18 protein-coding genes and 1 pseudogene are annotated in these 24,671 nt (G+C 72.0%); 12 read left to right on the top strand and 7 right to left on the bottom strand.

From position 1 onward, the window contains the following. The first annotated feature begins 47 nt into the window (after positions 1 to 47). From AC5RWQ_RS22055 to AC5RWQ_RS22035, 5 genes are all read left to right on the top strand, one after another. Entirely contained in the window at positions 48 to 968 is a 921-nt protein-coding gene (locus AC5RWQ_RS22055) for a GNAT family N-acetyltransferase (RefSeq protein ID WP_494284584.1), read from the top strand. Between the two features lie 155 nt (positions 969 to 1,123). Further along, the gene (locus tag AC5RWQ_RS22050; protein WP_494284583.1) at positions 1,124 to 3,523 is read left to right on the top strand and encodes a sensor histidine kinase; all 2,400 of its coding nucleotides are present in this window, start codon (positions 1,124 to 1,126) and stop codon (positions 3,521 to 3,523) included. A gap of 69 nt (positions 3,524 to 3,592) precedes the next feature. Then, positions 3,593 to 4,015 carry a roadblock/LC7 domain-containing protein gene (locus AC5RWQ_RS22045; protein ID WP_494284582.1) on the top strand — a complete coding sequence of 141 codons (423 nt, stop codon included), beginning with the start codon at positions 3,593 to 3,595 and terminating at the stop codon, positions 4,013 to 4,015. A gap of 5 nt (positions 4,016 to 4,020) precedes the next feature. Then, positions 4,021 to 4,407 carry a DUF742 domain-containing protein gene (locus AC5RWQ_RS22040; RefSeq protein ID WP_494284581.1) on the top strand — a complete coding sequence of 129 codons (387 nt, stop codon included), beginning with the start codon at positions 4,021 to 4,023 and terminating at the stop codon, positions 4,405 to 4,407. Beyond that, a complete protein-coding gene (locus AC5RWQ_RS22035) occupies positions 4,388 to 4,984 on the top strand; it encodes a GTP-binding protein (RefSeq protein ID WP_494284580.1) in 597 nt (198 codons plus the stop codon). The genes AC5RWQ_RS22040 and AC5RWQ_RS22035 overlap by 20 nt, the downstream gene beginning before the upstream one ends. A 69-nt stretch (positions 4,985 to 5,053) precedes the next feature. Here the strand turns inward: AC5RWQ_RS22035 and AC5RWQ_RS22030 are convergent, their stop codons facing one another. After that, positions 5,054 to 7,906: an aconitate hydratase gene (locus AC5RWQ_RS22030; protein WP_494284579.1), complete on the bottom strand. Its 2,853-nt coding sequence runs from the start codon at positions 7,904 to 7,906 to the stop codon at positions 5,054 to 5,056. Positions 7,907 to 8,066: 160 nt separating this feature from the next. Between AC5RWQ_RS22030 and AC5RWQ_RS22025 the strand changes: the two genes are divergently transcribed. Next, on the top strand, positions 8,067 to 8,426 hold the full coding sequence (locus AC5RWQ_RS22025; protein WP_494284578.1) for a VOC family protein: 360 nt from the start codon (positions 8,067 to 8,069) through the stop codon (positions 8,424 to 8,426). Positions 8,427 to 8,565: 139 nt separating this feature from the next. Then, complete coding sequence (locus AC5RWQ_RS22020; RefSeq protein ID WP_494284577.1) at positions 8,566 to 9,231, top strand: DedA family protein; 666 nt, start codon at positions 8,566 to 8,568, stop codon at positions 9,229 to 9,231. A gap of 60 nt (positions 9,232 to 9,291) precedes the next feature. Here the strand turns inward: AC5RWQ_RS22020 and AC5RWQ_RS22015 are convergent, their stop codons facing one another. The 3 genes from AC5RWQ_RS22015 to AC5RWQ_RS22005 form a co-directional block, all read right to left on the bottom strand. After that, positions 9,292 to 9,954 carry a C39 family peptidase gene (locus AC5RWQ_RS22015; protein ID WP_494284576.1) on the bottom strand — a complete coding sequence of 221 codons (663 nt, stop codon included), beginning with the start codon at positions 9,952 to 9,954 and terminating at the stop codon, positions 9,292 to 9,294. Between the two features lie 1,257 nt (positions 9,955 to 11,211). After that, a complete protein-coding gene (locus AC5RWQ_RS22010) occupies positions 11,212 to 11,931 on the bottom strand; it encodes a dienelactone hydrolase family protein (protein WP_494284575.1) in 720 nt (239 codons plus the stop codon). Positions 11,932 to 12,006: 75 nt separating this feature from the next. Beyond that, entirely contained in the window at positions 12,007 to 12,195 is a 189-nt protein-coding gene (locus AC5RWQ_RS22005; RefSeq protein WP_494284678.1) for a hypothetical protein, read from the bottom strand. 19 nt (positions 12,196 to 12,214) lie between these two features. On the opposite strand from AC5RWQ_RS22005, the gene AC5RWQ_RS22000 reads away from it, so the two are divergent. Continuing rightward, a complete protein-coding gene (locus AC5RWQ_RS22000) occupies positions 12,215 to 12,880 on the top strand; it encodes a hypothetical protein (protein ID WP_494284574.1) in 666 nt (221 codons plus the stop codon). A 37-nt stretch (positions 12,881 to 12,917) separates the two neighbouring features. Continuing rightward, complete coding sequence (locus tag AC5RWQ_RS21995; protein WP_334493073.1) at positions 12,918 to 13,307, top strand: DUF6841 family protein; 390 nt, start codon at positions 12,918 to 12,920, stop codon at positions 13,305 to 13,307. Here the strand turns inward: AC5RWQ_RS21995 and AC5RWQ_RS21990 are convergent. Then, positions 13,291 to 13,848 carry a GNAT family N-acetyltransferase gene (locus AC5RWQ_RS21990; RefSeq protein ID WP_494284573.1) on the bottom strand — a complete coding sequence of 186 codons (558 nt, stop codon included), beginning with the start codon at positions 13,846 to 13,848 and terminating at the stop codon, positions 13,291 to 13,293. The two genes, AC5RWQ_RS21995 and AC5RWQ_RS21990, sit on opposite strands and share 17 nt — an antisense overlap. 143 nt (positions 13,849 to 13,991) lie before the next feature. On the opposite strand from AC5RWQ_RS21990, the gene AC5RWQ_RS21985 reads away from it, so the two are divergent. The 3 genes from AC5RWQ_RS21985 (at position 13,992) to pulA (ending at position 21,141) form a co-directional block, all read left to right on the top strand. After that, positions 13,992 to 14,687 (top strand): hypothetical protein, encoded by a 696-nt coding sequence (locus AC5RWQ_RS21985; protein WP_494284572.1) that lies wholly within the window; start codon positions 13,992 to 13,994, stop codon positions 14,685 to 14,687. A 107-nt stretch (positions 14,688 to 14,794) separates the two neighbouring features. Further along, positions 14,795 to 15,484 carry a cellulose binding domain-containing protein gene (locus AC5RWQ_RS21980; RefSeq protein ID WP_494284571.1) on the top strand — a complete coding sequence of 230 codons (690 nt, stop codon included), beginning with the start codon at positions 14,795 to 14,797 and terminating at the stop codon, positions 15,482 to 15,484. A 158-nt stretch (positions 15,485 to 15,642) separates the two neighbouring features. After that, positions 15,643 to 21,141, top strand: a complete 5,499-nt coding sequence (gene pulA / locus AC5RWQ_RS21975; protein ID WP_494284570.1) for a pullulanase-type alpha-1,6-glucosidase — start codon at positions 15,643 to 15,645, stop codon at positions 21,139 to 21,141. 79 nt (positions 21,142 to 21,220) lie between these two features. Here pulA and AC5RWQ_RS21970 read toward each other — a convergent pair whose 3' ends face one another. Together AC5RWQ_RS21970 and AC5RWQ_RS21965 are read right to left on the bottom strand one after the other, a co-directional pair. Further along, the gene (locus AC5RWQ_RS21970; RefSeq protein WP_494284569.1) at positions 21,221 to 23,062 is read right to left on the bottom strand and encodes a hypothetical protein; all 1,842 of its coding nucleotides are present in this window, start codon (positions 23,060 to 23,062) and stop codon (positions 21,221 to 21,223) included. Between the two features lie 497 nt (positions 23,063 to 23,559). Next, positions 23,560 to 24,671, bottom strand: a pseudogene (locus AC5RWQ_RS21965) (hypothetical protein); the annotation flags it as partial.

Raw genomic sequence — 24,671 nt, 5'->3', positions numbered from 1 at the left:
CGGATTCGGCGCGCCCGGAACGCCGCCCTGCGGTAGGTTGCCCTGCCGTGACCCCCACCGCCCGGACGCTGCGCCCCGCCGACGTCCCCGCCGTGGCCGAGGCGCTGGCCGCGGCCGCCCCGTACCACGCGGTCGGCGCCGCGTGGCTGGACTGGCACACTGTCGCCGCGCCGGCCGCCGAACGCTTCGGCGTACTGGTCGCCGAACTCGACGGCCGGGTGGTCGGCGCGGCGCTCACCGGCCTGCTGCACGAGAGCGCCGAGCCGGGGCTGGCCTTCGCCAACGTGACCGTCCACCCCGGGTGGCGGGGCCGGGGCGCAGGCGGGGCGCTGGCCGCCGCCGCCGAGGCGCGGCTCACCGGCATGGGCGCCCGGACCGCGTACGCGAAGGTCGCCGACGACCCGGCGAGCATCGCCTTCGCGCAGCGGCGCGGCTACCGGCGCGGACGTCGCGTCGCGCACCTCGGCCTGGACCTGGCCGCCGCCGAGCTGCCCCCGCCGCCGCCCCCGCGACCCGGGGTACGGCTGCTGGCCGCCAGCGAGCTCGCCGACCCGTACCCGCTCTACGAGGCGGACCTGGACGCCTCGCGGGACGAGCCGGGCGAGGCGTCGATGGACGAGATCAGCTACCCCGACTGGCGGGCCGCCTACTGGGACCGGCCCGACCTGGACCATGGACTGACCACCCTGGCGGTGGTGGACGCGACGGTGGTGTCGTTCAGCGTGGCGCTGACCGACGGGCGGGACCGGTACCGCTCGGGGATGACCGGTACCCGCCGCGCGCACCGCGGCCAGGGTCTGGCCGGGCTGGTCAAGGCGGTCGCCCTGGGCCGGGCCCGGGATGCCGGCTTCCGGTGGGCCGTGACCAGTGTGGACGACGGCAACGACGCGATGCGCGCGGTCAACCGTCGGCTCGGCTACCGGACGGTTGCCACCGAGTGGCGCTACCGCCGCGACCTCGACCGCTGACCGGCGCGCGCCACCCGCTCCGACGTGGAACGGCGCCCTCCGATCAAGATCGGAAAGGGTTGAGTGATCGTGGCGGTGACTGCTAGCGTGCGCCGGGTTCGATGTCGCGACGCCGCCGGCGTCGGGCGGCCACCATCCGGTCCGGGGACGGTGTGATGGGTTCCGGCAGCACGCGTCTGCGTACCAAGGTCATCGCCCTGCTGGCCTCGCTCGTCGCGCTCTGGTCCTTCGCCGCCTGGGTGACCGTCGCCGACGGGTTCAACCTGCTCTGGGTGCAGACCCTGGACAGCCAGGTCGCCGAGCCCGGCGAGCCGCTGGTCACCGAGTTGCAGACCGAACGCCGGCTCGCCACCAGCTACCTGGGGCAGCGGGGGGAGCGGTCGCGGGCCGGGCTCACCGCCCAGTGGGCACGCACCGGTCAGGCGGCCGACGCCTTCCGGACCTCGGTGCGCGGCTGGCAGGCGGAGCTGGCCACCAGCGACGAGGCCCGCGACCGGATCGACGCGGTGCTGACCGGCCTGGACGGACTCGACGGGATACGCGGGTCGGTGGCCGCCGGGCGACTCGACCGGGCCGCGGCCGCCGACGCGTACACCGCCGTCATCGGCACGCTGCTGCGGATGTACGGCTCGCTGGGCCGGCTCGACGACGCCCGGATCGCCGCGGACAGCGCCACCCTGGTCGACCTCTACCAGGTCCGCGAGCTGATCTCCCAACAGGACGCCCTGATCAGCGGCGTGCTCGCCGCCGGCCGGATGACCGGGGACGAGTACGCCCGCTTCGCCCGCCTGGTCGGTGCGCAGCGTTACCTCGCCGCCGCGGCGGTGGGGGAGCTGCCCTCCGCCGACCGGGCGCGCTACGACCGGCTGGTCACCACCGAGGCGTTCACCCGGTTCCGGGCCGTGGAGGACCGGGTGGTCGCGCAGTCCCGCACCGACGCCGGGACGCCGCTGACCGCCCAGGAATGGCAGGCGGCGGTCGGCCCGGCGCTCGAGGCCCACGAGGACTTCGGGGTGGCCGTCGGCGACGCCCTCATCGACCGGGCCAAGCCCGTGGCGGTGGGCGTCATCGTCCGGCTGGTGCTCGCCGCCGGACTCGGGCTGATCGCCGTCGTCGCCTCCATCGTCGTCTCGGTGACCACCGCCCGTACCCTGGTCGGCCAGCTGGAACGGCTGCGCGCCGCAGCCCTGCGGCTGGCCGACGAGCGGCTGCCCGGGGTGGTCGAGCGGCTGGGCCGGGGCGAGCAGGTCGACGTGGCCCGGGAGGCCCCGCCGCTGGACTTCGGCGACGACGAGATCGGTCAGGTGGGCCGGGCGTTCAACGCCGTCCAGGAGACCGCGGTACGCACCGCGGTGGAGCAGGCCGAGCTGCGCCGCAACGTGCGCGGGGTCTTCCTCAGCCTGGCCCGGCGTACCCAGGCCCTGGTCCACCGCCAGCTCACCCTGCTCGACGCGATGGAGCGGCGGGAGCAGGACGCGGAGGAGTTGGAGGACCTGTTCCGGGTCGACCACCTGGCCACCCGGATGCGGCGCAACGCCGAGAACCTGATCGTGCTCTCCGGCTCGACCCCGGGCCGTGCCTGGCGACGCAGCGTGCCCATGGTGGACGTGGTGCGCGGCGCGGTCGCCGAGGTGGAGGACTACACCCGGGTCGACGTGCTGCCGCTGGGCCCGGTCTCGCTCGCCGGCCGGGCGGTCGGCGACGTCATCCACCTGCTGGCCGAGCTGATCGAGAACGGGCTGTCCTTCTCGCCACCGCACACCACGGTGGAGGTGCGGGGGCAGCAGGTGGCCAACGGGTTCGCCCTGGAGATCGAGGACCGTGGCCTCGGCATGACCGAGGAGGACCGGGCCGCCGCCAACCGCCGGATCCTGGACAACTCCGAGCTGAACCTGGCCGATGCGGCCCGGCTCGGCCTGTACGTGGTGAGCCGGCTGACCGGGCGGCACGGCGTCCAGGTGCGGCTGAAGGAGTCCCCGTACGGCGGCACGACCGCCGTCGTGCTGATCCCGAGCGCTCTGGTGGAGTCGGACGACCCGGTCCAGTCGGCCGCCCTGCCGGCCGACGACCACGAGCCGCCGGCGCTCGCCGTGCCGGAGCCGGCCGGCCCGGTGCCGTCCGCGCCGTCCACCGACCAGCCGCCACCGCTGAGCCCGTCAGGGCTGCCCACCCGGACCCGCACCCGGCGCGGCCGGAACGCTCTGGCCACGCCGACGCCCGCCGGGGACCGGCCCGCGCCGGTCGACGTCGACACCGCCGCCGGTCGGGGGGTCGGCGACGCCGCCGGCGGCTCGCCTACTGTGGAGGCTCGGACGACCGACTCGGGCCTGCCGGTCCGGGTCCGGCAGGCGAGCATCGCGCCCCAGTTGCGTGACGAGCCGGCCGGCCCGGGCCCGGACGAGCCGGTGCGTCGCGCGCCGGAGCAGGTGCGGCTGATGATGAGCGCGTACCAGTCGGGCACCCGGCGGGGCCGGAGCGACGCGGCCCGCCTGCGGGGCGGGGCGGCGGGGGATGGGAACGGCCCGGACGACGGCGGGGACGAAACGCCGACCTGACGGCGCGCCCGACGGTCGAGAGGCGAGGCAACCGAGCACGGCGACACCAGCCGGGGAGGACGAGGACGAGTGGGGCAGCAGACGGCTTCGAGCGCGGACCTGACGTGGTTGCTGGACGACCTGGTCGGTCGGGTGCAGCAGGTCGAACACGCGGTCGCGCTCTCCTCCGACGGCCTGCTGATGGCCGCGTCGCGCGGGCTCGGCCGGGACGACGGCGAGCACCTCGCCGCGATGGCCGCCGGAATCCAGAGCCTGGCCCGGGGCGCGGGCCGGCGGTTCGGCGGCGGTCACGTCCAGCAGACCATCATCGAGATGCAGTCGTCGTTCCTCTTCGTCACGGCGGCCGGCCGCAACGCCTGCCTGGCCGTACTGGCCGGTGCGGACGCCGACGTCGGCCTGATCGCGTACGAGATGGCGATGCTGGTCACCCGGGTGGGCGCGTTCGTCGCCGCGCCGGCCCGGGACGCCGACCAGCCGGCCGGCGGGAAGTAGCGGCGATGGCCGGCGACGGCGACACCGACGGGGAGCGCTGGGTCGACGACCACGCGGGCCCGGTGGTGCGCCCGTACGCGGTGACCGGCGGCCGGGCCCGCCCGGTCACCGGCTCCTTCGACCTGATTTCGCTGATCACGGCGAACCAGGCGGAGATCGGGCAGGAGGCGGGGCTGGGTCCGGAGCACGTGGCGATCGTCGCGCTCTGCCAGCGGGTGCAGTCGGTGGCGGAGGTGTCCGCCTGCCTCGACCTGCCGGTCGGGGCCGTCCGGGTGCTGCTGGGCGACCTGGTGGCCCGCGGCCTGGTCAGCGTGCAGGATCCCCGGGGTGCGACCGGGTGGAGTGACGAGAGCGTCTTCGAGGCGGTGATCAATGGACTACGGGCACTCTGAGCGGCCGGCCGACGCGCCGCCGCTGCCCACCGCGATCAAGATCCTGATCGCGGGTGGCTTCGGCGCGGGCAAGACCACCCTGGTGGGGGCGGTGAGCGAGAGCCGGCCGCTGCGTACCGAGGAGATGTTGACCGAGACGGGCGTCGGCGTGGACGACCTGTCCGGAGTGGAGGACAAGACCACCACCACGGTGGCGATGGACTTCGGCCGGATCACCATCAGCCCCGACCTGGTGCTCTACCTCTTCGGTACGCCGGGGCAGGACCGGTTCTGGTTCGTCTGGGACGAGCTGGCGATCGGCGCGATCGGCGCGGTGGTGCTGGCCGACACCCGCCGGCTGGCCGACTGCTTCCCCTCCATCGATTACTTCGAGGGGCGCGGTACGCCGTTCGTGGTGGCGGTCAACTGCTTCGAGGGGGCGCGGCGCTATGGCCTGGACGAGGTGCGGGGCGCGCTGGACCTGACGCCGGACGTGCCGGTGCTGCTCTGCGACGCCCGCCAGCGGGAGTCCAGTCGGGACGTGCTGATCACGCTGCTGGAGCACGCGATGAAGACCCGGGACGCCCGGCGCGACTGACGCGTCGCCCGGAAGGCCGATAGGGCCCCTCCCCGCGACCGCGGGAAGGGGCCCTCTCGAGCTGGTACGTCAGCTGGCGATCATGCGACGCAGCACGTACTGCAGGATGCCGCCGTGCCGGTAGTAGTCCGCCTCGCCCGGGGTGTCGATCCGGACCACGGCGTCGAACTCCACGCCGGTGTCGGTGGTGACCTTCACGGTGCGCGGGACGTCGCCGTCGTTGAGCGCGGTCACGCCGGTGATGGAGAAGGTCTCCGTGCCGGTGAGACCGAGCGACTCGGCGGTGGTGTCCACCGGGAACTGCAGCGGCAGCACGCCCATGCCGATCAGGTTGGAGCGGTGGATCCGCTCGTACGACTCGGCGATGACCGCCCGGACGCCGAGGAGCATGGTGCCCTTGGCCGCCCAGTCGCGCGACGAGCCGGAGCCGTACTCCTTGCCGGCCAGGATGACCAGCGGGACGCCGGCCTCCTGGTAGGCGGTGGAGGCGTCGTAGATGGAGCTCTGCTCGCCGGTCAGGTGGTTGACCGTGAACCCGCCCTCGACGCCCGGCACCAGCTGGTTGCGCAGCCGGATGTTGGCGAAGGTGCCCCGGATCATCACCTCGTGGTTGCCCCGGCGCGAGCCGTACGAGTTGAACTCGTGACGCGGCACGCCGTGCTCGGCGAGGTACTTCCCGGCGGGGGAGTCGGCCTTGATGGAGCCGGCCGGGGAGATGTGGTCGGTCGTCACCGAGTCGCCCAGCTTGGCGAGCACCCGGGCGCCGGCGATGTCGACGACCGCGCTCGGCTCCTGCTGCATGCCCTCGAAGTACGGGGGCTTGCGGACGTAGGTGGAGTCGTCCGCCCAGGCGAAGGTGTCGCCGGTCGGGGTGGGCAGCGACTGCCAGCGCTCGTCACCGGCGAAGACGTCGGCGTACGCGGCGCTGAAGCCGGTGGCGCCGATCGCCTGGGCGATGACGTCCTGGATCTCGGCGCTGTTCGGCCAGATGTCGCGCAGGAAGACCGGGTTGCCCTGGCTGTCCTCGCCGAGCGGCTCGTTGGCCAGGTCGATGTCCATGGTGCCGGCGAGCGCGTACGCGACCACCAGCGGCGGGGACGCCAGGTAGTTCATCTTGACGTCCGGGTTGATCCGGCCCTCGAAGTTCCGGTTGCCGGACAGCACCGAGACGACAGCGAGGTCGTTCTCGTTGACCGCGGCGGAGACCTCCTCCGGCAGTGGGCCGGAGTTGCCGATGCAGGTGGTGCAGCCGTAGCCGACCAGGTTGAAGCCGAGCTTGTCCAGGTACGGCGTGAGGCCGGCGCGCTGGTAGTAGTCCATGACGACCTTGGAGCCGGGCGCCAGGGTGGTCTTGACCCACGGCTTGCGGGTCAGGCCCTTGTCGACCGCGTTGCGGGCGAGCAGCGCCGCGCCGATCATCACCTGTGGGTTGGAGGTGTTGGTGCAGGAGGTGATCGCGGCGATCACCACGGCGCCGTGGTCCAGTTCGTACTCGACGCCGTCGGTGCCGGTGACCCGGATCGGGTTGGTGGCGCGCCCGCCGGCGCCGGCCGCGGCGGTCTCCAGGTCGCGCGGCTCGTCGGCCGGGTCGCTGAACTCGTTGGCCGGCGGGTCGCTGGCCGGGAACGACTCGGCGCTGGCCTCGTCGGCCGGGCCGTTGGCGCCGCGGGGGAGCTGCTCGCGGGCGACGCCCGGCTTGAGCTCGCGCTGATCGGCGGAGTCGTCGGCCACGTAGTCGGTCAGCGCGGAGCGGAACAGCGTCTTGGCGGCGCCCAGCGGCACCCGGTCCTGCGGGCGCTTCGGGCCGGCCAGCGACGGCTCGATGGTGCCCAGGTCGAGCTCGAGGCGCTCCGAGTACTCCGGCTCGTGGTCCGGGTCGTGCCAGAGGCCCTGCTCCTTGGCGTACGCCTCGACCAGCGCGACCTGCTGCGCGTCGCGGCCGGTCAGCTCCAGGTAGCGGACGGTCTCGGCGTCGATCGGGAAGATCGCGACGGTGGAGCCGTACTCCGGGGACATGTTGCCGATGGTGGCCCGGTTGGCCAGCGGCACGGCGCTCACGCCGGGGCCGTAGAACTCGACGAACTTGCCGACCACGCCGTGCTTGCGCAGAATCTCGGTGATGGTGAGCACCAGGTCGGTGGCGGTGGTGCCGGCCGGCATCTCGCCGTGCAGCTTGAAGCCGACGACCCGGGGGATCAGCATGCTGACCGGCTGGCCGAGCATCGCGGCCTCGGCCTCGATGCCGCCGACGCCCCAGCCGAGCACGCCCAGGCCGTTGACCATCGTGGTGTGCGAGTCGGTGCCGACCACGGTGTCCGGGTACGCCTGGCCGTTGCGCTCCATGATCGTACGGGCCAGGTACTCGATGTTGACCTGGTGCACGATGCCGGTGCCCGGCGGGACGACCTTGAACTCGTTGAACGCGGTCTGGCCCCAGCGCAGGAACTGGTAGCGCTCCTTGTTGCGCTCGTACTCCAGCTCGACGTTGCGCTCGAAGGCGTCCTCGCGGCCGAACAGGTCGGCGATGACGGAGTGGTCGATGACCAGCTCGGCCGGGGCGAGGGGGTTGACCTTGGTGGCGTCGCCGCCGAGGTCGCGGACGGCCTCCCGCATGGTGGCCAGGTCCACGACGCAGGGCACGCCGGTGAAGTCCTGCATGAGCACCCGCGCCGGGGTGAACTGGATCTCTACGCTCGGGTCGGCGGCGGAGTCCCACGCGCCGAGCTGCCGGATGTGGTCGGCGGTGATGTTCGCGCCGTCCTCCGTCCGGAGCAGGTTCTCCAGCAGGATCTTCAGGCTGTAGGGCAGCCGGTCGTGCCCCTCCACCTTGTCGATCTTGAAAATCTCGTAGCTCGCGTCTCCGACGCGTAGCTGGGTCTTCGCACCGAAGGTGTCGAGGCTCGCCACGTCGTACTCCTTCACACCAGCGACCGTGAGTAGTCCTGAGCAGTCTGTCGCACCGGCCGGAGCGCCGCCCAGGTTAGGCAACACTTACCGCCGGTTCTCGTCGTCTACAAAACCGTACGTCCGTCTTGCTATCCGCGCAACCTCGTGCCAGGCTTCGGGACGAGGAGGTGCCACCATGATCCATCACGTCCTGCTCTCCTGCCCGCGCGGCTCCGAGGAGACTTCCCGGGCCTTCTACGCCGGCCTGCTCGGCCTGGTCGAGAAGCCCAAACCGCCGGCCCTCGCCGCCCGCGGTGGTTGCTGGTTCACCGGGTACGACGCGGAGCTGCACCTCGGCGTCGAGGACGACTTCCGGCCCGCCCGCAAGGCCCACCCCGCGCTGGTCCGCCCCGACCTCGACGATCTCGCCGTGCGGCTGGCCGCGGCCGGTCACTCGGTCACCTGGGGTGACGAGGAGATCCCCGGGATGCGCCGCTTCCACACCCACGACCCGCACGGCAACCGGCTGGAGTTCCTCGCCCCGATCGGCGGCTGATCCGATCCGCCGCCCACCCGGGCCGTTCCGCCCCGACGGGGGTGGGCGGGACGGCCCGGCCGGGTGGACGACCCCCGAGCGCCCTGCCGGGCCGCCCAGGCCCGGGTAGGGTTCGAGGCCGGACCGGAAGGGGTGGCGGGTGGTCGACGTACAGCACTGGCTATCGGCGCTGCCTCCGGGCGTGGTCTACCTGATCGTCGCCGGGGTGATCGGCGTGGAGAGCATGGGTGTGCCGCTGCCCGGCGAGATCGTGCTGGTCAGTTCGGCCCTGCTCGCCGCGACCGGGGTCGTGGAGCCTGAGTGGGTGGCCACCGCCGCGGCGTTTGGCGCCATCGTCGGCGACTCCATCGGCTACGCGGTGGGACGCCGGGGCGGCCGACCGCTGCTGGAACGGCTGGGCCGGCGGTTCCCGAAACACCTCGGCCCGGCGCAGCTCGCCCAGGCTGAGCAGAGCTTCGCCCGGCACGGCGTCTGGGCGGTCTTCTTCGGCCGGTTCGTGGCGCTGCTGCGGATCCTGGCCGGCCCGCTCGCCGGCGCGCTGCACGTGCCGTACCGCCGTTTCCTGCTGGCCAACGCGGCCGGCGGCCTGGTCTGGGCGTTCGGCACGACCTACCTGCTCTTCACCGTCGGCCGGGCGGCCGAGCACTGGCTCAAGGACATCTCGTGGGCCGGGCTGGTCATCGCGGTGCTGGCCGGCCTCGGCAGCACCTGGTGGCTGCGCCGCCGGGCCCACCGGATGGCGTCGGCGTCGCCGGCCGAGGCGTCCGACGCCGGCGAGCCGGTCCGGGCCGGCAGCGACCACTGACCTGCGCATACCCACGAAGGGCCGGCCCGTGAGGGCCGGCCCTTCGTGTGTACGTGTGGGTCAGGAGGTGGAGTAGCCGCGGGTGGCGATCCAGTCGGCGAGGTTGTCGACGGTGATCTGGTAGCTGGCGGTGTCGGGGTTGGCGGAGTCGGCGATGGTGACGATCTTGCCGTTGTTGGTGTAGCCGACGACGCTGATGTAGTGGCCGCCTTCGAAGGAGTGCACGCCGCCGTCGGTGTCGGTGGTGGTGCCGGCGATGTTGGCGACCACGGCGCGGCCGTCGTCGATGGTGCGGACGATGTCGGTGCGCAGGGTGTCGGTCTGCTTGGTGTCGGCCTTGGGGGTGCGGATCTCGACGCTGTGGTAGGCGTCCTTCTTGCCGGTTTCCTTGTTCAGGACGGGGGTGATGTCGTTGATGCTGTTGGTGCCGTCCTCGGTGGTGCCCATTTCCTTGGCCATGGTGTCGACGTTGATGTTCTTGCCCTGCACGGACAGGGCGTTGCGGGTGGCGGCGGGGCCGCAGTAGTAGAAGTTCGGCTGGGCCTCGTAGTTGACCTTGAGCTGGCGCTCGCCGGTGGGCTTGCGCTCGCCCTGCACGGTCGACGCGGGCTTGCCCTGGGTGGGGGCGGCGTGGGCGGCGGTCATGGGGCCGGCGATGGCGCCGCCGGTGAAGGCGAGGCCGGCGGCGGTCAGGGCGGTCTTGCGGATCAGATCGGTACGCATGGTGGCGTGCTCCTCTGTTCGGGGGGTGCGCGGCACGCCCGGGGGGCGGGGGCCGCGCGAGGGGGGAAAGTCAATCGGACGGCTCGGCGATCGGGGGGATCTGCGCGGGGCGCTGCCCGGCGGCTCAGGGGGCCTGCTCGGGTGTCCGGGGGGTGTAACCGTGGTGGCGGGCCGGGCATTCCATCGGCCTGCTCGGGTGGTGCGGGGGATGTAACCGGCCCGGCCGGTCGGGCATTCCATCGGCCTGGGCTTCGGGCTTACCTGCTGGGCCGGGGGAGCCGCGGTGGTATGCCATGTACAACGCCCCCGACCCCCCACCGATTCCAGGCTGGGGGTGGCCCCGACCACGGGACGCCGCAGGTCAGACCGGACAACTGGGCCGTGGCGGCCCGGGAGAAACCAGACATCGGGGGCCGTACCGGTCGGGCCGGGACGCTCGGGGCCGGGGCGCTCGAGCCAGACCGCTCGGGCCGGACCGCTCGGGCCGGACCGCTCGGGGCGGACCGCTCGGGGCGGACCGCTCGGGCGGGGGCGCTCGGGCCGGTCGGCGAACCGTCGGAGCGGCGGACACGGCCTCGGGAAGCCGCCTCGGTCTGGGGGCTACCGTCGGGGCGGCGACACGGCCTCGGGAGCGGACCTGACGCCGCATCCGGGGGCCTGACGCCGCATCCGGGGGCGTTGGTGGTGCCCGAGGATGCGCTGTCGTTTCGGACGCCTACAAACTTGATGTCGTCAACGAATCGGATGTCCGTTCTCGGGCGGCCGAGGCCTGACGGGCATCCGCGATTCGTTCGCGTCATCAAGTCTGTAGCGGCGGGCGGGACCACCCGGCCCGACGGTGGACGGCATTACCCGGCCCCGACGGTGGACGGGGCCACCTGGTCCGACGGTGGGCGGGGCCACCTGGTCCGACGGTGGACCGGGACCACCTGGCCCGACGGTGGGCCGGACCACCAACCACCACCACCCGGCCCGGCCCCTACCGTCGCTCAACCGTCAGCCCGACGTCACACCAGGTCGGGCCGCCCGGCTCTGGCCACCTGTGCTGTCCGGCCCTGTGGACCTGACACCCGGAGCAAGGAGCGTTCCGCGAGTCCCTGCGCCCGGTCCAGCTGATCAGCGGACCGGCCACCTTCAGGTCAGCCGACGTTTCCGCCGGGGGCACGCGGTTTCGACAGTCTGGTCACCCGTCCCTTGGCGCGTGCCCGTCCGACTCCGGCGTTCGTCGTCCCTCCGCAGACGAGGACGCACGTGGTATCAAGCGGGGCGCAGCAGGTCGACGACCGCGTCCCGCGCGGTGAGGACGGCCTCACCGGACCGCTCGGTCCGGTCAAGGATCTCGAACGCGTGCTGCCCGTCCGGGACCTCGATCAGCCGGACCGACCTGCCGGCACCCTCGGCAGCCGCGAGGAACGCCTCGATGCCGGCCAGGACCTCGGCCCGGTCCCGCCCCGCCCGGGTCAGCACCAGCGGCACCTCCGCGCCGGAGTCGACCGCCTCGACCGGCAGGAAGCGCTTGTCGACCTCCCAGCCGGGCAGCGGGACGAGGAGTGGATAGGTCGCCGCGATCCCGCGCAGCCACGGCGGCGGGTCGCGCAGCCAGTCCGCCATGAAGAGACCGCCGCCGGAGAAGAACCAGAGCACCACCCGGTCGGCGTCGACCCGGGGATCGGCGCGGACCTGCTCGACCATCGCGGCAAGGGTGTCGGCCGTGGCCGGCATCTCGGAGAAGGCGTTCACCCGGTAGTTCACCAGGCCGGCGGCCAGGCCCTGCTCGGCCAGGAGCGCGCCGTAGCCGCGGTAGAGCGGCACGTCGCGGAGATCGGGCGTGCCGGGCGGGACCGGCACGCCGTGCATCACCACCACGGCGGGGAAGGGGCCTTCGCCAGCCGGCAGGTGCAGGTCGACCTCGCCGTGCCGTTCGACCGGCGCGGGCGGTGGAGAGAGGACGAAGGGCATCTCGGTGAATGGCTTCATGGTCGCATCGTAGCCAGGTAAGCCCTGCCCAAGGGCCCCGTCGATCCTCCACAGGGGAGTGCGCGGAGCGGGGTGTCAGGCCGGGTCGGTGGGGTTCTTGACGCCGGTCGCCTGCGCGTGCCGTTCGCGCAACCGCTCCCGGATCTCCTCCGGGGTGTACGCCCGGCGGCGCCGTTCGGCCCGGGCGATGACCACCCCGGACGCCGCCACCCCGGCCAGGCCGGCCAGCCCAAGGACCTTCCACCACCGCATCCGTTGCCGCATCGGCCTAGGGTAGACGCTCATGAGCATCAGCCTGGACGAGGCCGTGGACCTGACCCGTACCGGAGACCTCTGGGTTTTCCGCGGCCGCAGCGTGCCCGACCGGGCGATCCAGCTCACCACCAACAGCCCGGTCAACCACGTGGGCATGGCGGTGGTGCTCGACGACATGCCGCCGCTGTTGTGGCACGCCGAGCTCGGCCGGTCGCTGCCGGACATGTGGACCGGCACCCATCAGCGTGGCGTGCAGTTGCACGACCTGCGCGACGCGGTCTGCGTCTGGGCGAACCGGTACGGCCAGCGCGGTTGGCTGCGTCAGCTCGACCCGCCGGCGGACGCCGACATGGAGCAGGCGGTGCTGCGCACCGTGGCCCGGCTCGACGGCACGCCCTTCCCCTCCACCGCCCAGCTCGCCTGGCGCTGGGCCCGGGGCCGGGTTCCGCGGGTGCCGCAGCTGCCGCTGCCGGGTCGCCGGGAGCGGTCCGGCGCTCCCGCGTCCGACCGGGCGCTGGAGACCGCTTACTGCGCCGAGGTGGTGGCGGTGACCTACGAGGCGATGGGGCTGCTGCCGGCGGGACGCCGTCCGAATTGGTACGACCCGGGGCGGTTCTGGAGCGGCGACGACCTCGGCCTGACCGGCGCCGCCAAGCTCGGCGCCGAGATCGAGGTGCGCATTCCGCCGCGCTGAGGTTTGCCGGTGGCCGGCGGCGGCAATTGGTGACGCCGTGAGAGCCTCCACCGATCTCGACACGCTGACCGACTTCTTCGACCGGTACGGCGTGGCGCTCACCGCCGGCGACGTACCCGCCATCGCTGGCTGCTACGCGCTGCCAGGCCTGGTGGTCGCCGACACGTACAGCTTCTCGTTCAGCACGATGGCCGCCGTGGCCCTCTCCTTCCTCGGCGCCGCGCCGGACTACCAGGAGCGGGAGCTGGTCGCCGCGAACGCGCTGATCGAGGACGTGGAGCCGGTCTCCGCGCTGCTCACCATGGTCGCCGTGCAGTGGGAGTTCCTGGACAGCCAGGGGCGCGCGGTGTCCGGCGAGCGCTACCGCTACCTGCTGCGCGCCACCGACGACGGCCCGGCCATCTGCACCGTCATCCGGGCGTCGTGACCGGGGCCGTCGGCACCCAGAACCGGAGCTTGCCCTGGCGCTCGTCCTCCAGGACGCCGCCGTTGCGTTCGATCACCCGCCGCGAGGCCACGTTGTCCGTGTCGCAGGTGACCAGCGCGGAGACGATGCCGAGCCGGGACGCCACCGGCAGCGCCGCGCGCAGCATGGCGATGGCGTGTCCGCGCCGGCGGGCGCTGGCCCGCACGTCGTATCCGATGTGGCCGCCGACCTCCAACAGGGACGGGGTGAGACGGTGTCGGATCGCGATCCGGCCCAGGTAGTCGCCGCCCTCGACCCACCACAATGTGGTGCAGGGGACGAAACCCGCTGGTCGCGGCGTCTCCTCGTGGACCTGCGCCTGCAGGTCGGCGACGAAGCGGGCGAAGACCTCCGGCCGGTGCCAGCTGTCGGCGTACTCCCGGATCTCCGCGCCCACCATCGTGTGGTCCTGGCGGGCGCCGCGCCCCTCGGCGCGGAACTCGGCCATGGCGGCGAGGAAGCTGGCGCGCACCCGATCGGTCGGCGCCGTCAGTGTGGGCATCACCCGATCAGACCCGAACCGGCCCCGACCGGCCACCCGTTTTCCCGGCACCCGGGGCCGACCGGCTCGTCCCGGGGTGGCGTGCTGCGCTCCGTCCACGTCGCTGGCTAGGCTGGCGCGTCCGCTCCGATGAGGGAGACCTGATGTCCGACCGACCGGCCCCGGAAGCGGGGACGAGATCCGCCCCCGCCATGCTGGCCACGGTGCCGTGGATCGTCGTGCTGCTCGGCGTCGGTCTGCTGGCCACCCTCCTGGTGTTCACGCTGGTGTCGTTCCGCGGCCGGGAACACCCGCCGGCGCCGGAACCGGCCCCGCCGATGTACCTGCCGAGGATGCCGTCGGTCACGCTGTCGGCGACTCCGGGCGCGGACTCCCCGCTGGCCGCGGTGGACTCCACCCCGTCGCCGACCGTCTCGGTCTCCTCCTCGGCCTCGGCCAGCGCGACGCCGTCGGCGCAGGCGACCACCCGCCGCCCCAGCGCGCCGCCGAGCACCCGCGCCGCAGCGCCCACCGCTTCCGGTCGGGTCACCGCCTACTACCGGGCGACCTCCAGCGACCGGGATTCCTTCCAGGCGTCGTTGACGGTGCGCAACGGCACCGGCGCGGCCCGGGACTGGGAGGTGGAGCTGCTCTTCACCGGCAACGTCAAGTCCATCCGGGCGTCGTCCGATTCCGGTCTGTCGGTGCGGACGCAGGGCAGTGGCTGGTTCGTGCTGCGCAGCACGGATCCGCTGGGCGCGGGGGAGACCGCCGTCGTGTCGATGACGTTCGATCGTACCGGTGGCGGCGACGAGCCGGGCCAGTGCACGGTCAACGGGGCCGCCTGCACGATCGGCTGAACCGCGCGGCCGTCCGTACTGTCAGGACAGTTTCGTGATGGGTCGGGCACTTTCCGACATTGCCGATGATCGCTACGCTCTCCGGACGGGACCGGTGAGGAAGGGGCATGTCCGGCATGCGTCGTGCGCGACCCTCGGCCGCTGGCGCGCTCGCCTCGTCACCCTGGGTGGTGGTTGCCACGGGGGTCGTCGTGATGGTGGTGCTGCTGGTCGTGGCGCTGGCGTCGTCGCGCGGGCAGGAGCCGTGGGTCGACGCCGGGCCGCCCGCCGCGACCATGCCGCTGCCCGGGCTGCCGCCGATGTCGCCGTCGCGCGTCGCGGCCACCCTGCCCGCCCCGGTGGTGCCCGGGCTCTCCCCGCGGCGCACCGACCTGCCCTCGCCCACCGGTCTGCCGACCGCCGCCGCCACCCCGCCGCCGGCCTCGTCCGCCGGCGGGGTGGCGCTGCCGCCGCCCCGGCCTCCCGCGCCGCCTCCGCCGGTCACCGGTCGTTACCAGGTGCTGGACGACTACGGGGACTCCTTCATCGGTGAGGTGCTGCTCTTGAACGCCGACGCCCGGCCACGGCCGTGGACGGTCCGACTGGTGCCGCCGGCCGGCAGCGGCCTGGTCGCGTCCTGGGTGGAGGGTGCGCCGCAGGGGGGTGCCCGGATGGTCGACGGGGCGTTCACGTACGCCAGCGGGGTGGACCTCGCCGGGGGTGCCTCGGTGCCGCTGCGGTTCCATTTCGAGCACACCGGCGGCGAGACCCGGCCGAGCGCCTGCGCCGTCGACGGGGCGGCCTGCGCCGGCCTCTGAGTCACGGTCGGTAGCACAGGGTGAGCCCGATTCAGCCCAGCGCCGACGGTGCGTTTCGCAAGATTGCTGCTTTGTTGCGGCTTGGTTTGCAAGGTATTGCAGAATGTTTCGGCAAGAGCTAGCGTGCGGGCGAATCAGCGACCAGAGGAAGGCCGTCGATGAAACCCCCGCCGCTGTCCAGCAAGGCGCTGCTCGCCTTAATCTCCACACTCACCCTCGCCCTCGTCGGCGTCCCGGTCGCCGTCCACCAGCTCGGCGGGGACGCCGTCGACCGGACGTCCACCGTCGATGCGCTGGCCGCGGCCGGCGCCGCCCAGTGGGGCGCCGAGCCCAGCAACGAGGCGCTGCTCAAGGCCGGTACCGGCCAGGGCCGCTCCGAACAGTTCTACTTCGTCCTGCCGGACCGGTTCGCCAACGGCGACAAGCGCAACGACTCCGGCGGGCTCACCGGAGACCGGCTCAGCACCGGCCTGGACCCGAAGGACAAGGGCTTCTACCACGGCGGCGACCTCAAGGGCGTCATCGACAAGCTCGACTACATCCAGGGCATGGGGACGACCGCCATCTGGCTCGCCCCGATCTTCAAGAACCGGCCCGTACAGGGCAGCGGCACGGACGTCTCGGCCGGCTACCACGGCTACTGGATCACCGACTTCACCCAGGTCGACCCGCACTTCGGCACCAACGCGGAGCTGAAGAGGCTGGTCAAGCTCTCCCACCAGCGGGGCATCAAGGTCTACCTCGACGTCATCGTCAACCACACCGCCGACGTCATCAAGTACGACGAGAACAAGTACGCGTACATCGACAAGAAGACCTCGCCGTACACCGACGCGCAGGGGCGGGCCTTCGAGGACCGCAACTACGCCGACGGCACCCGGGACTTCCCGACGGTGAACAAGGACGCGGGTCCGTACACCCCCACCTTCGCCAACGCCGCCGACGCGAAGGCGAAGGTGCCGGCCTGGCTGAACGACCCGACCATGTACCACAACCGGGGTGACTCCACCTTCGCGGGCGAGAACAGCGAGTACGGCGACTTCTTCGGCCTGGACGACCTGTGGACCGAGCGTCCCGAGGTGGTCGAGGGCCTGACCAAGGCGTACGGCGACTGGATCGGCAGCACCGACGTCGACGGCTTCCGGCTGGACACCGTCAAGCACGTCAACCTCGACTTCTGGCCGCAGTTCAGCCAGGGGATCAAGCGGGCCGCCGACAAGGCGGGCAAGAAGGACTTCTTCATGTTCGGCGAGGTCTACAGCGCCGACCAGGAGATCGAGTCGACGTACGTGCGCCGCGGCGGCCTGCCCGCCACCCTCGACTTCTCCTTCCAGGAGGCGGCGCGCGGCTACGCCGCCGCGGACGGCTCGGCCAAGGCGCTCGCCGACACGTACGCCAAGGACGACCTGTACGCCGCGCGGAACACCGACGCCAACCGGCTGACCACCTTCCTCGGCAACCACGACATGGGTCGGGTCGGCTCGTTCATCGCCGCCGCCGGCGGGGACGACGCCGCCCAGCTCAAGCGGGACCAGCTCGCCCACCAGCTGATGTTCCTGACCCGCGGCCAGCCCGTCGTCTACTCCGGCGACGAGCAGGGCTTCACCGGCCCCGGCGGGGACAAGGACGCCCGGCAGGACATGTTCGCCACCAAGGTGGCCGACTACCTCGACGACGACCTGATCGGCACCACCCGCACCCACGCCAGCGACCAGTACGACGCCAACCACCCGCTCTACCGCACCATCGCCGAGCTGGGCAGGCTGCGCCAGGCCAACCCGGGCCTGCGCGACGGCGTCCAGGTCACCCGGTACGCGGCCGACGGCGCGGGCGTCTTCGCCTTCTCCCGGATCGCCCCGGCCGACCGCACCGAGTACGTGGTGGCCGTGAACAACGCGGCGACCGCGCAGACCGTCCCGGTCGACACCTGGTCGCCGGGCACCGCCTTCGCCGGCATCTACGGTGGGGCGACCGCCACGACCGCGGGCGCCGACGGCAAGCTGAACGTCACCGTGCCGGCGATGTCGACCGTGGTCCTCAAGGCCGGCAGGGCGATCCCGCAGGCGGACGCCGCGCCGGGCATCACCCTCACCGAGCCGGGCAGCGAGCCGGTCCCCACCAAGACCGCCGTCACCGCGCAGGTGACCGGCGACCCACTGGCCACCGTCACCTTCGCCGCCCGGGTCCCCGGCGGGAAGTGGACCCTGCTGGGCACCGCGCACAAGGCTCCGTACACCGTTTACCACGACCTGGCCGGCCTGGCCGGCGGGACGAAGGTCGAGTACAAGGCCGTCGTCCGCGACGGCAAGGGCCGTACCGCCAGCGCCCGGACCACCGGCATCGTGGGCACGCCCGCGCAGAGCGCCGCCCGGGACTGGGCGGTGGTGCACTACCAGCGCCCCGCCGGCGGGTACGACGACTGGGGGCTCTACACCTGGGGCGACATCGACCCGGCGTACGCCACCGAGTGGCCCAAAGGGCAGCCGTTCGCGGGTGAGGACTCCTACGGCCGGTTCGCCTGGGTCAAGCTGAAGCCCGGCGCCAAGTCGGTGGGCTTCCTCGTCGTCGACTCGAACGGCAACAAGGACGTCGCGAACGACCGCACCATCGACGTGACGCAGACCGGCGAGGTCTGGGTCAAGCAGGGCGACCCGACGCTCTACCCGACCCGGCAGGCCGCCACCGGCGAGCCCGACCCGGCCGTGGACGAGAGCACCGCGGTCATCCACTGGCGCAAGGCCGACAACGACTACGCCGGCTGGGGCCTGCACCTCTGGGACGGCGCCGCCAACCCGACCGACTGGTCCAACCCGCTCAAGCCGGAGAAGATCGACGCCTACGGCGCCGTCTTCCGGGTGCCGCTGGCCGCCGGCGCGACCGGGCTGAACTACATCATCCACAACGGCGACACCAAGGATCAGCCCGACGACCAGCGGCTGGACTTCGCCAGCGCCGGGCATGAGGTCTGGCTGCTCGCCGGGGTCAAGGGCCGGCTGCTGCCGCCCAGCTCCTCCGGCCCCGCGCGGGACCTGGACATCACCAAGCAGAAGGCGCAGTGGATCGACCGGTCCACCGTCGCCTGGCAGACCGGCCCGACCGACGGCAAGCAGTACGCCCTGGTGGCCGCCCCGGCCGGTGGTCTGACCATCGCCGACGGCGAGCTGGCCGGGACGTACACCGCGCTGCCGCTGCGGGCGCAGCGCAACGGGCTCACCGAGGCCCAGCGCGCGGCCTGGCCGCACCTGTGGTCCTACCGGACCTTCACGCTGGACCGGGCCGACCTGGCCAAGGTGCCGGCGGCGTTGCGCGGGCAGCTCGTGGTCACCGAGCGGGACGCCGAGGGTGCGCTGCTCGGGGCGACCGGGGTGCAGATTCCGGGCGTGCTCGACGACGTCTACTCCCGGGCCACCGGCGTGAAGCTCGGCCCGACCTTTGCCGGCCGGGTGCCCACCCTGGCCGTCTGGGCGCCCACCGCCCGGAAGGTCTCGCTCCAGCTCTTCGACTCGCCGTCGGCGCAGCCGCGCACGGTGGCGATGAGCCGCAACGACCGCACCGGCGTCTGGTCGGTACGCGGCACCAGGGCGTGGACCGGCCGGTACTACCGCTACCAGGTCGAGGCCTGGCAGCCGGCGGCGCAGAAGGTGGTTACCGCCTCGGTGACCGATCCGTACTCGGTGGCGCTCGCCCCCGACTCGACGCACAGCCAGATCGTCGACCTGTCCGACCCCTCGCTGGCCCCGTCCGGCTGGGCGAACCTGCGCAAGCCGCCGGCGGTGCCGGCGTCGAAGGCGCAGATTTCCGAGCTCTCCGTCCGGGACTTCTCGATGGCCGACACCGGCGTGCCGGGGGAGAAGCGGGGCACCTACCTTGCCTTCGCCGACCCGAACACGGCCGGGATGAAGCACCTGAAGGCGCTCGGCGACGCCGGCGTCAACTACCTGCACCTGCTGCCGGCATTCGACTTCGCCACCATCCCCGAGAAGCGGGCCGACCAGCGGCAGCCCGACTGCGACCTGGCGAAGCTGCCGCCGGACTCCGACCAGCAGCAGGCGTGTGTCACCGCGGTGGCGGACAAGGACGGTTACAACTGGGGGTACGACCCGCTGCACTACACCGTGCCGGAGGGCGGCTATGCCGTCGACCCGGCCGGGGCGAAGCGGACCACCGAGTTCCGGCAGATGGTCGCCGGGGTCAACGGCGCCGGCCTGCGCGTCGTGATGGACGTGGTCTACAACCACACCTCGGCCGCGGGAACCGACCCGAAGTCGGTGCTCGACCAGGTGGTGCCGGGCTACTACCACCGGCTGCTGGAGGACGGCAGCGTCGCCAACTCGACCTGCTGCGCCAACACCGCCCCAGAGCACGCCATGATGGGCAAGCTGGTGGTGGACTCGCTGGTCACCTGGGCCAAGGCGTACAAGGTGGACGGCTTCCGGTTCGACCTGATGGGTCACCACCCGAAGGCGAACATCCTGGCCGTGCGGGCCGCGCTTGACCAGCTCACCCTCGCCCGCGACGGCGTGGACGGGAAGAAGATCCTGCTCTACGGCGAGGGCTGGAACTTCGGCGAGGTCGCCAACGACGCCCGGTTCGTCCAGGCCACCCAGGCCAACATGGCCGGCACCGGGATCGGCACCTTCAACGACCGGCTCCGCGACGCGGTGCGCGGCGGCGGCCCGTTCGACGGCAACCCGCGGGTGCAGGGCTTCGCCTCCGGCCTCTACACCGACCCGAACGGTGACCCGGTGAACGGGACGGCGGCCGAGCAGAAGGCCCGACTGCTGCACTCGCAGGACCTGATCAAGGTCGGTCTGGCCGGCAACCTGCGCGGCTACCGGTTCACCGACTCGTCCGGCCGCCAGGTCACCGGCGCCCAGGTGGACTACAACGGCTCGCCGGCTGGCTACACCGCCGCGCCGGGCGAGGCGATCACCTACGTCGACGCGCACGACAACGAGATCCTGTACGACGCGCTGGCGTACAAGCTGCCGCAGGGCACCTCGGCGACCGACCGGTCCCGGATGCAGGTGCTGGCCCTGGCCACCACCGCCCTCGGCCAGGGCGCCGGGTTCGTCACCGCCGGCTCCGAGCGGCTGCGCTCGAAGTCGCTGGACCGCAACTCGTTCAACTCCGGCGACTGGTTCAACCAGATCCGCTGGGACTGCACCCAGGGCAACGGGTTCGGCGCCGGTCTCCCGCCGGCGCAGGACAACAAGGACAAGTGGCCGTACGCCAAGCCGCTGCTGGCCGATGAGAAGCTGGTCCCGGACTGCGCGGCGATCAACCTGGCCGACGCCCGGTACGCGGAGCTGCTGCGGATCCGGGAGTCCTCGCCGGTCTTCGGGCTGGCCACCGCCGACCAGGTGCAGAAGCGCGTCGCCTTCCCGCTCTCGGGCGAGAAGGAGACCCCGGGCGTGCTGACCATGACCCTGGACGCTCGCGGCCTGGGCGGGAAGTGGAAGTCGGTGACCGTCGTCTTCAACGGCACGCCGGAGGCGGCGAAGCAGACGGTGACCGGCCTGCGGGGTGCGGACGTGGCGCTGCACCCAGTGCTGGTGAACTCGGCCGACCCGGTGCTCCGGACGGCCTCGTTCGACCGGGCGGGCGGCACCTTCACGGTGCCGGCGCGCAGCGTGGCGGTCTTCGTCCAGAAGTGACCGTACGACGATCCGGCCCCCTGCCAGCGAGCTGGCAGGGGGCCGGACGTCTGTGCAGGTTCCGTTCGCTGACCGTCGGTCAGTTGAAGCAGTCGTCAACGGTGCCGGCGCAGTTGGTCGGGTCGTTGTTGGTCACGCTGGACTTCTCGTCGAGGGTGACCTCGCCGCCGTTGTTGAGGATGCCGCCGGCGACCCGGTGGGTCTTGGAGCTGTCGGTGGCGGTGTTCTTGGTGACGCGGGTGTCGGTCAGGGTGGCGGTGCCGCCCTCGTTGTTGAAGATGCCGCCGCCGTTGAGGGCGGTGTTGCCCTTGATCAGGGTGTCGCGCAGGGTCAGGGTGGCGTTGCCGCCCTTGCCGTCGGTCGGGTCCTCGAAGCCTTCCTTGATCTCGACGTCGGGGTCCCCGTTGAAGATGCCGCCGCCGAAGCGTCCGGCGGTGTTGTCGAGGATCTTGCTGTCGGAGACGGTGGCGGTGGCCTCGTCCTTGTCCTTGTCCCAGTCGCCGCCGTCCTTCTTCTTGTCCTCGCCGCCGGTGTTGTAGATGCCGCCGCCGTCGTTGCTGGCGTGGTTCTTGGCGATGGTGACGTGGTCGACGTCGAGGTTGGTGTTCTTGGCGTAGATGCCGCCGCCGTTCTTGCAGGCGGTGTTGTCCTTGACGGTCGCCCGGGCGGTCATCTCTTCGTATCCGCCGTCGGAGCTGAGCAGGCCGCCGCCCTCGCCGTTGGCCTTGTCGCCCTCGCCGTTGGCCTTGTCGCTCTCGCCGTTGGCCTTGTCGCTCTCGCCGTTGGCCTCGTCGCTCTCGCCGTAGGCCTTGTCGCGCTTGTCGTGGTCCTTGTCGCGGTCGCCGGCGATCTTGACGAAGCCGCCGGAGCTGAACACGCCGCCGCCGTTGCGGTCGGCCTTGTTGTCCTCGATGGCGCTGTTGAGGATCTCCACGGTGCCGGCCTTGTCGCGGCCCTTCACGACGGTGCGCGGGTAGTACTTGTCGTCGCCCTTGCCGTTGGCGATGCCGCCGCCGTTCTCGCCGGCGGTGTTGTTGGTGATCTTGGTGTCTTCGACCTTGAGGTCGCCGGCGTTGAAGATGGCGCCGCCGTTCTCGCGGGCGTGGTTGTTCTCGAGCTTGCTGTCCTCGATGTCGACGCGGCCGAAGTTGGCGATGGCGCCGCCGTTGCCTTCGGCGTTGTTGCCGGTCAGCTTCACCTTCTCCAGGTGGGCGGAGCCGCCGCGTTCGACGAGCAGGGCACCGCCGTCGGCGTCGCCGTCCTTCTTCGGCGGGGGCGCGGGAGCGGCGTCGGCGACCGGCACGGCCTGGACCGCCTTGGCGGCCATGGCCGCGTGGGCCGCGGGTGCGGACTGGGAGCCCAGAGCCGCCGGCGCCTGCGGGCCACCCGGACCGCCGGGACCACCCGGACCGCCGGGACCACCCGGACCGCCGGGACCACCCGGACCGCCAGGGCCGCCGTACTTGAACTCGGCGGCGTTGCCGCCCTTGACGGTGAGGTCCTTCAGGGTCAGGTCACCGCCGTCGGCGACCCGGAAGATCCGGAACGCGTCCTCGGAGTCCCGCTTGATCGTGGAGTCCTCACCCTTGATGGTGATCTCCTGCTCGATCGTCGGCAGGGCCGTGCCGGACTTCTTGTCGGAGCCGTCGAGCTCGTAGGTGCAGTGCGCAGCCAGCTTCAGCGTGCCACCGTGGTCCCGGTTGGCCAGATCGACCGCCTCGATAAGCTTCTCCTCGTCACAGGGCACCTCCCGCACGCGCCCGTGCTCATCATCCCGGTCCTTGCCGCGGTGGTCGTCACGACCCTTGTCCTCGCCCTGCTCACCACCCTGGCCGTCGTCCTTGGTGAGCTGCTCGGCGGTGGACCACTTCACGTCGGTCAGGCGGTGGGGGCCGGTGGCCCCCGTGGTCGCGTAGGCCACACCCGCGAGGCTGACCGCACTCGTCAGACCCACGACGCTGGCCGCGAGCCAGAGCCGGCGGCGACGGATCGGCGAAGTCTTCTCACGAGTGGCGTCATCGTTATTGCGCAGGTAGTTGGACATCGAAGCTCTCTGCCCTCTCCTTGTACAGACAAGGTCGCTTCGCCCTGGCGAGGCGGCCTTCGCTACAAATCGGTTGTAGCTGCTGAAGAACACCGTATGAGAATCTTCTTCGCTCAGAGGGTATATGCGAAAAAAGCCCGCATTCGGGCATGCGGGCGGCGCGGTGGCAGGAGTCCGGGCGGGGAGGCAGCGGCGGCACGCGCGGCGTCGTGGGGCGTAGTCGCAGGTCGAAAGCTCGCGGTCGGTGCTGGGCGGGCAACCGTGGCGGGAGCGTGACGGGGGGCCCCGGACGTCGGCGGAGGGTGCCATGGCGGCAGGCAGCCCCTTTCCGCCGCGATCGCGGCGGAAAGGGACTCCCGCGGCTATGTGGTGTTTCAGTGGAAGCAGTCCTCGACGGTGCCGGCGCAGTTGGACGGGTCGTTGTCGGTGACGGTCGACTTGTCGTCGAGGCGGACCGTGCCGTCGTTGTTCAGGATGCCGCCGGCGATCCGGTGGTAGCCGGGGCCGGCCTTGGCTTCCATGGTGTCGGTGGCGGTGTTCTTGGTGACGCGGGTCTTGGTCAGGGTGACGGTGCCCTTGTTGTTGTAGATGCCGCCGCCGTTGCCGGCGGTGTTGCCCTTGATCTCGGTGTTCCGCAGGGTGAGCGTGACGGTCCACTCCCCGGCCCGGGCCACCATCGGGACGGGCGCCATCCCGGTTCGGGCTGGTTCGCCGTTGAAGATGCCGCCGCCGAAGCGTCCGGCGGTGTTGTCGAGGATCTTGCTGTCGGAGACGGTGGCGGTGGCCTCGTCCTTGTCCTTGTCCCAGTCGCCGCCGTCCTTCTTCTTGTCCTCGCCGCCGGTGTTGTAGATGCCGCCGCCGTCGTTGCTGGCGTGGTTCTTGGCGATGGTGACGTGGTCGACGTCGAGGTTGGTGTTCTTGGCGTAGATGCCGCCGCCGTTCTTGCAGGCGGTGTTGTCCTTGACGGTCGCCCGGGCGGTCATCTCTTCGTATCCGCCGTCGGAGCTGAGCAGGCCGCCGCCCTCGCCGTTGGCCTTGTCGCCCTCGCCGTTGGCCTTGTCGCTCTCGCCGTTGGCCTTGTCGCTCTCGCCGTTGGCCTCGTCGCTCTCGCCGTAGGCCTTGTCGCGCTTGTCGTGGTCCTTGTCGCGGTCGCCGGCGATCTTGACGAAGCCGCCGGAGCTGAACACGCCGCCGCCGTTGCGGTCGGCCTTGTTGTCCTCGATGGCGCTGTTGAGGATCTCCACGGTGCCGGCCTTGTCGCGGCCCTTCACGACGGTGCGCGGGTAGTACTTGTCGTCGCCCTTGCCGTTGGCGATGCCGCCGCCGTTCTCGCCGGCGGTGTTGTTGGTGATCTTGGTCTCTTCGACCTTGAGGTCGCCGGCGTTGAAGATGGCGCCGCCGTTCTCGCGGGCGTGGTTGTTCTCGAGCTTGCTGTCCTCGATGTCGACGCGGCCGAAGTTGGCGATGGCGCCGCCGTTGCCTTCGG

The organism is Micromonospora sp. BS32 (assembly GCF_059089345.1).
Note: the sequence above shows the minus strand (reverse complement) of the source record. Positions and strands in the feature narration are given on the sequence as shown.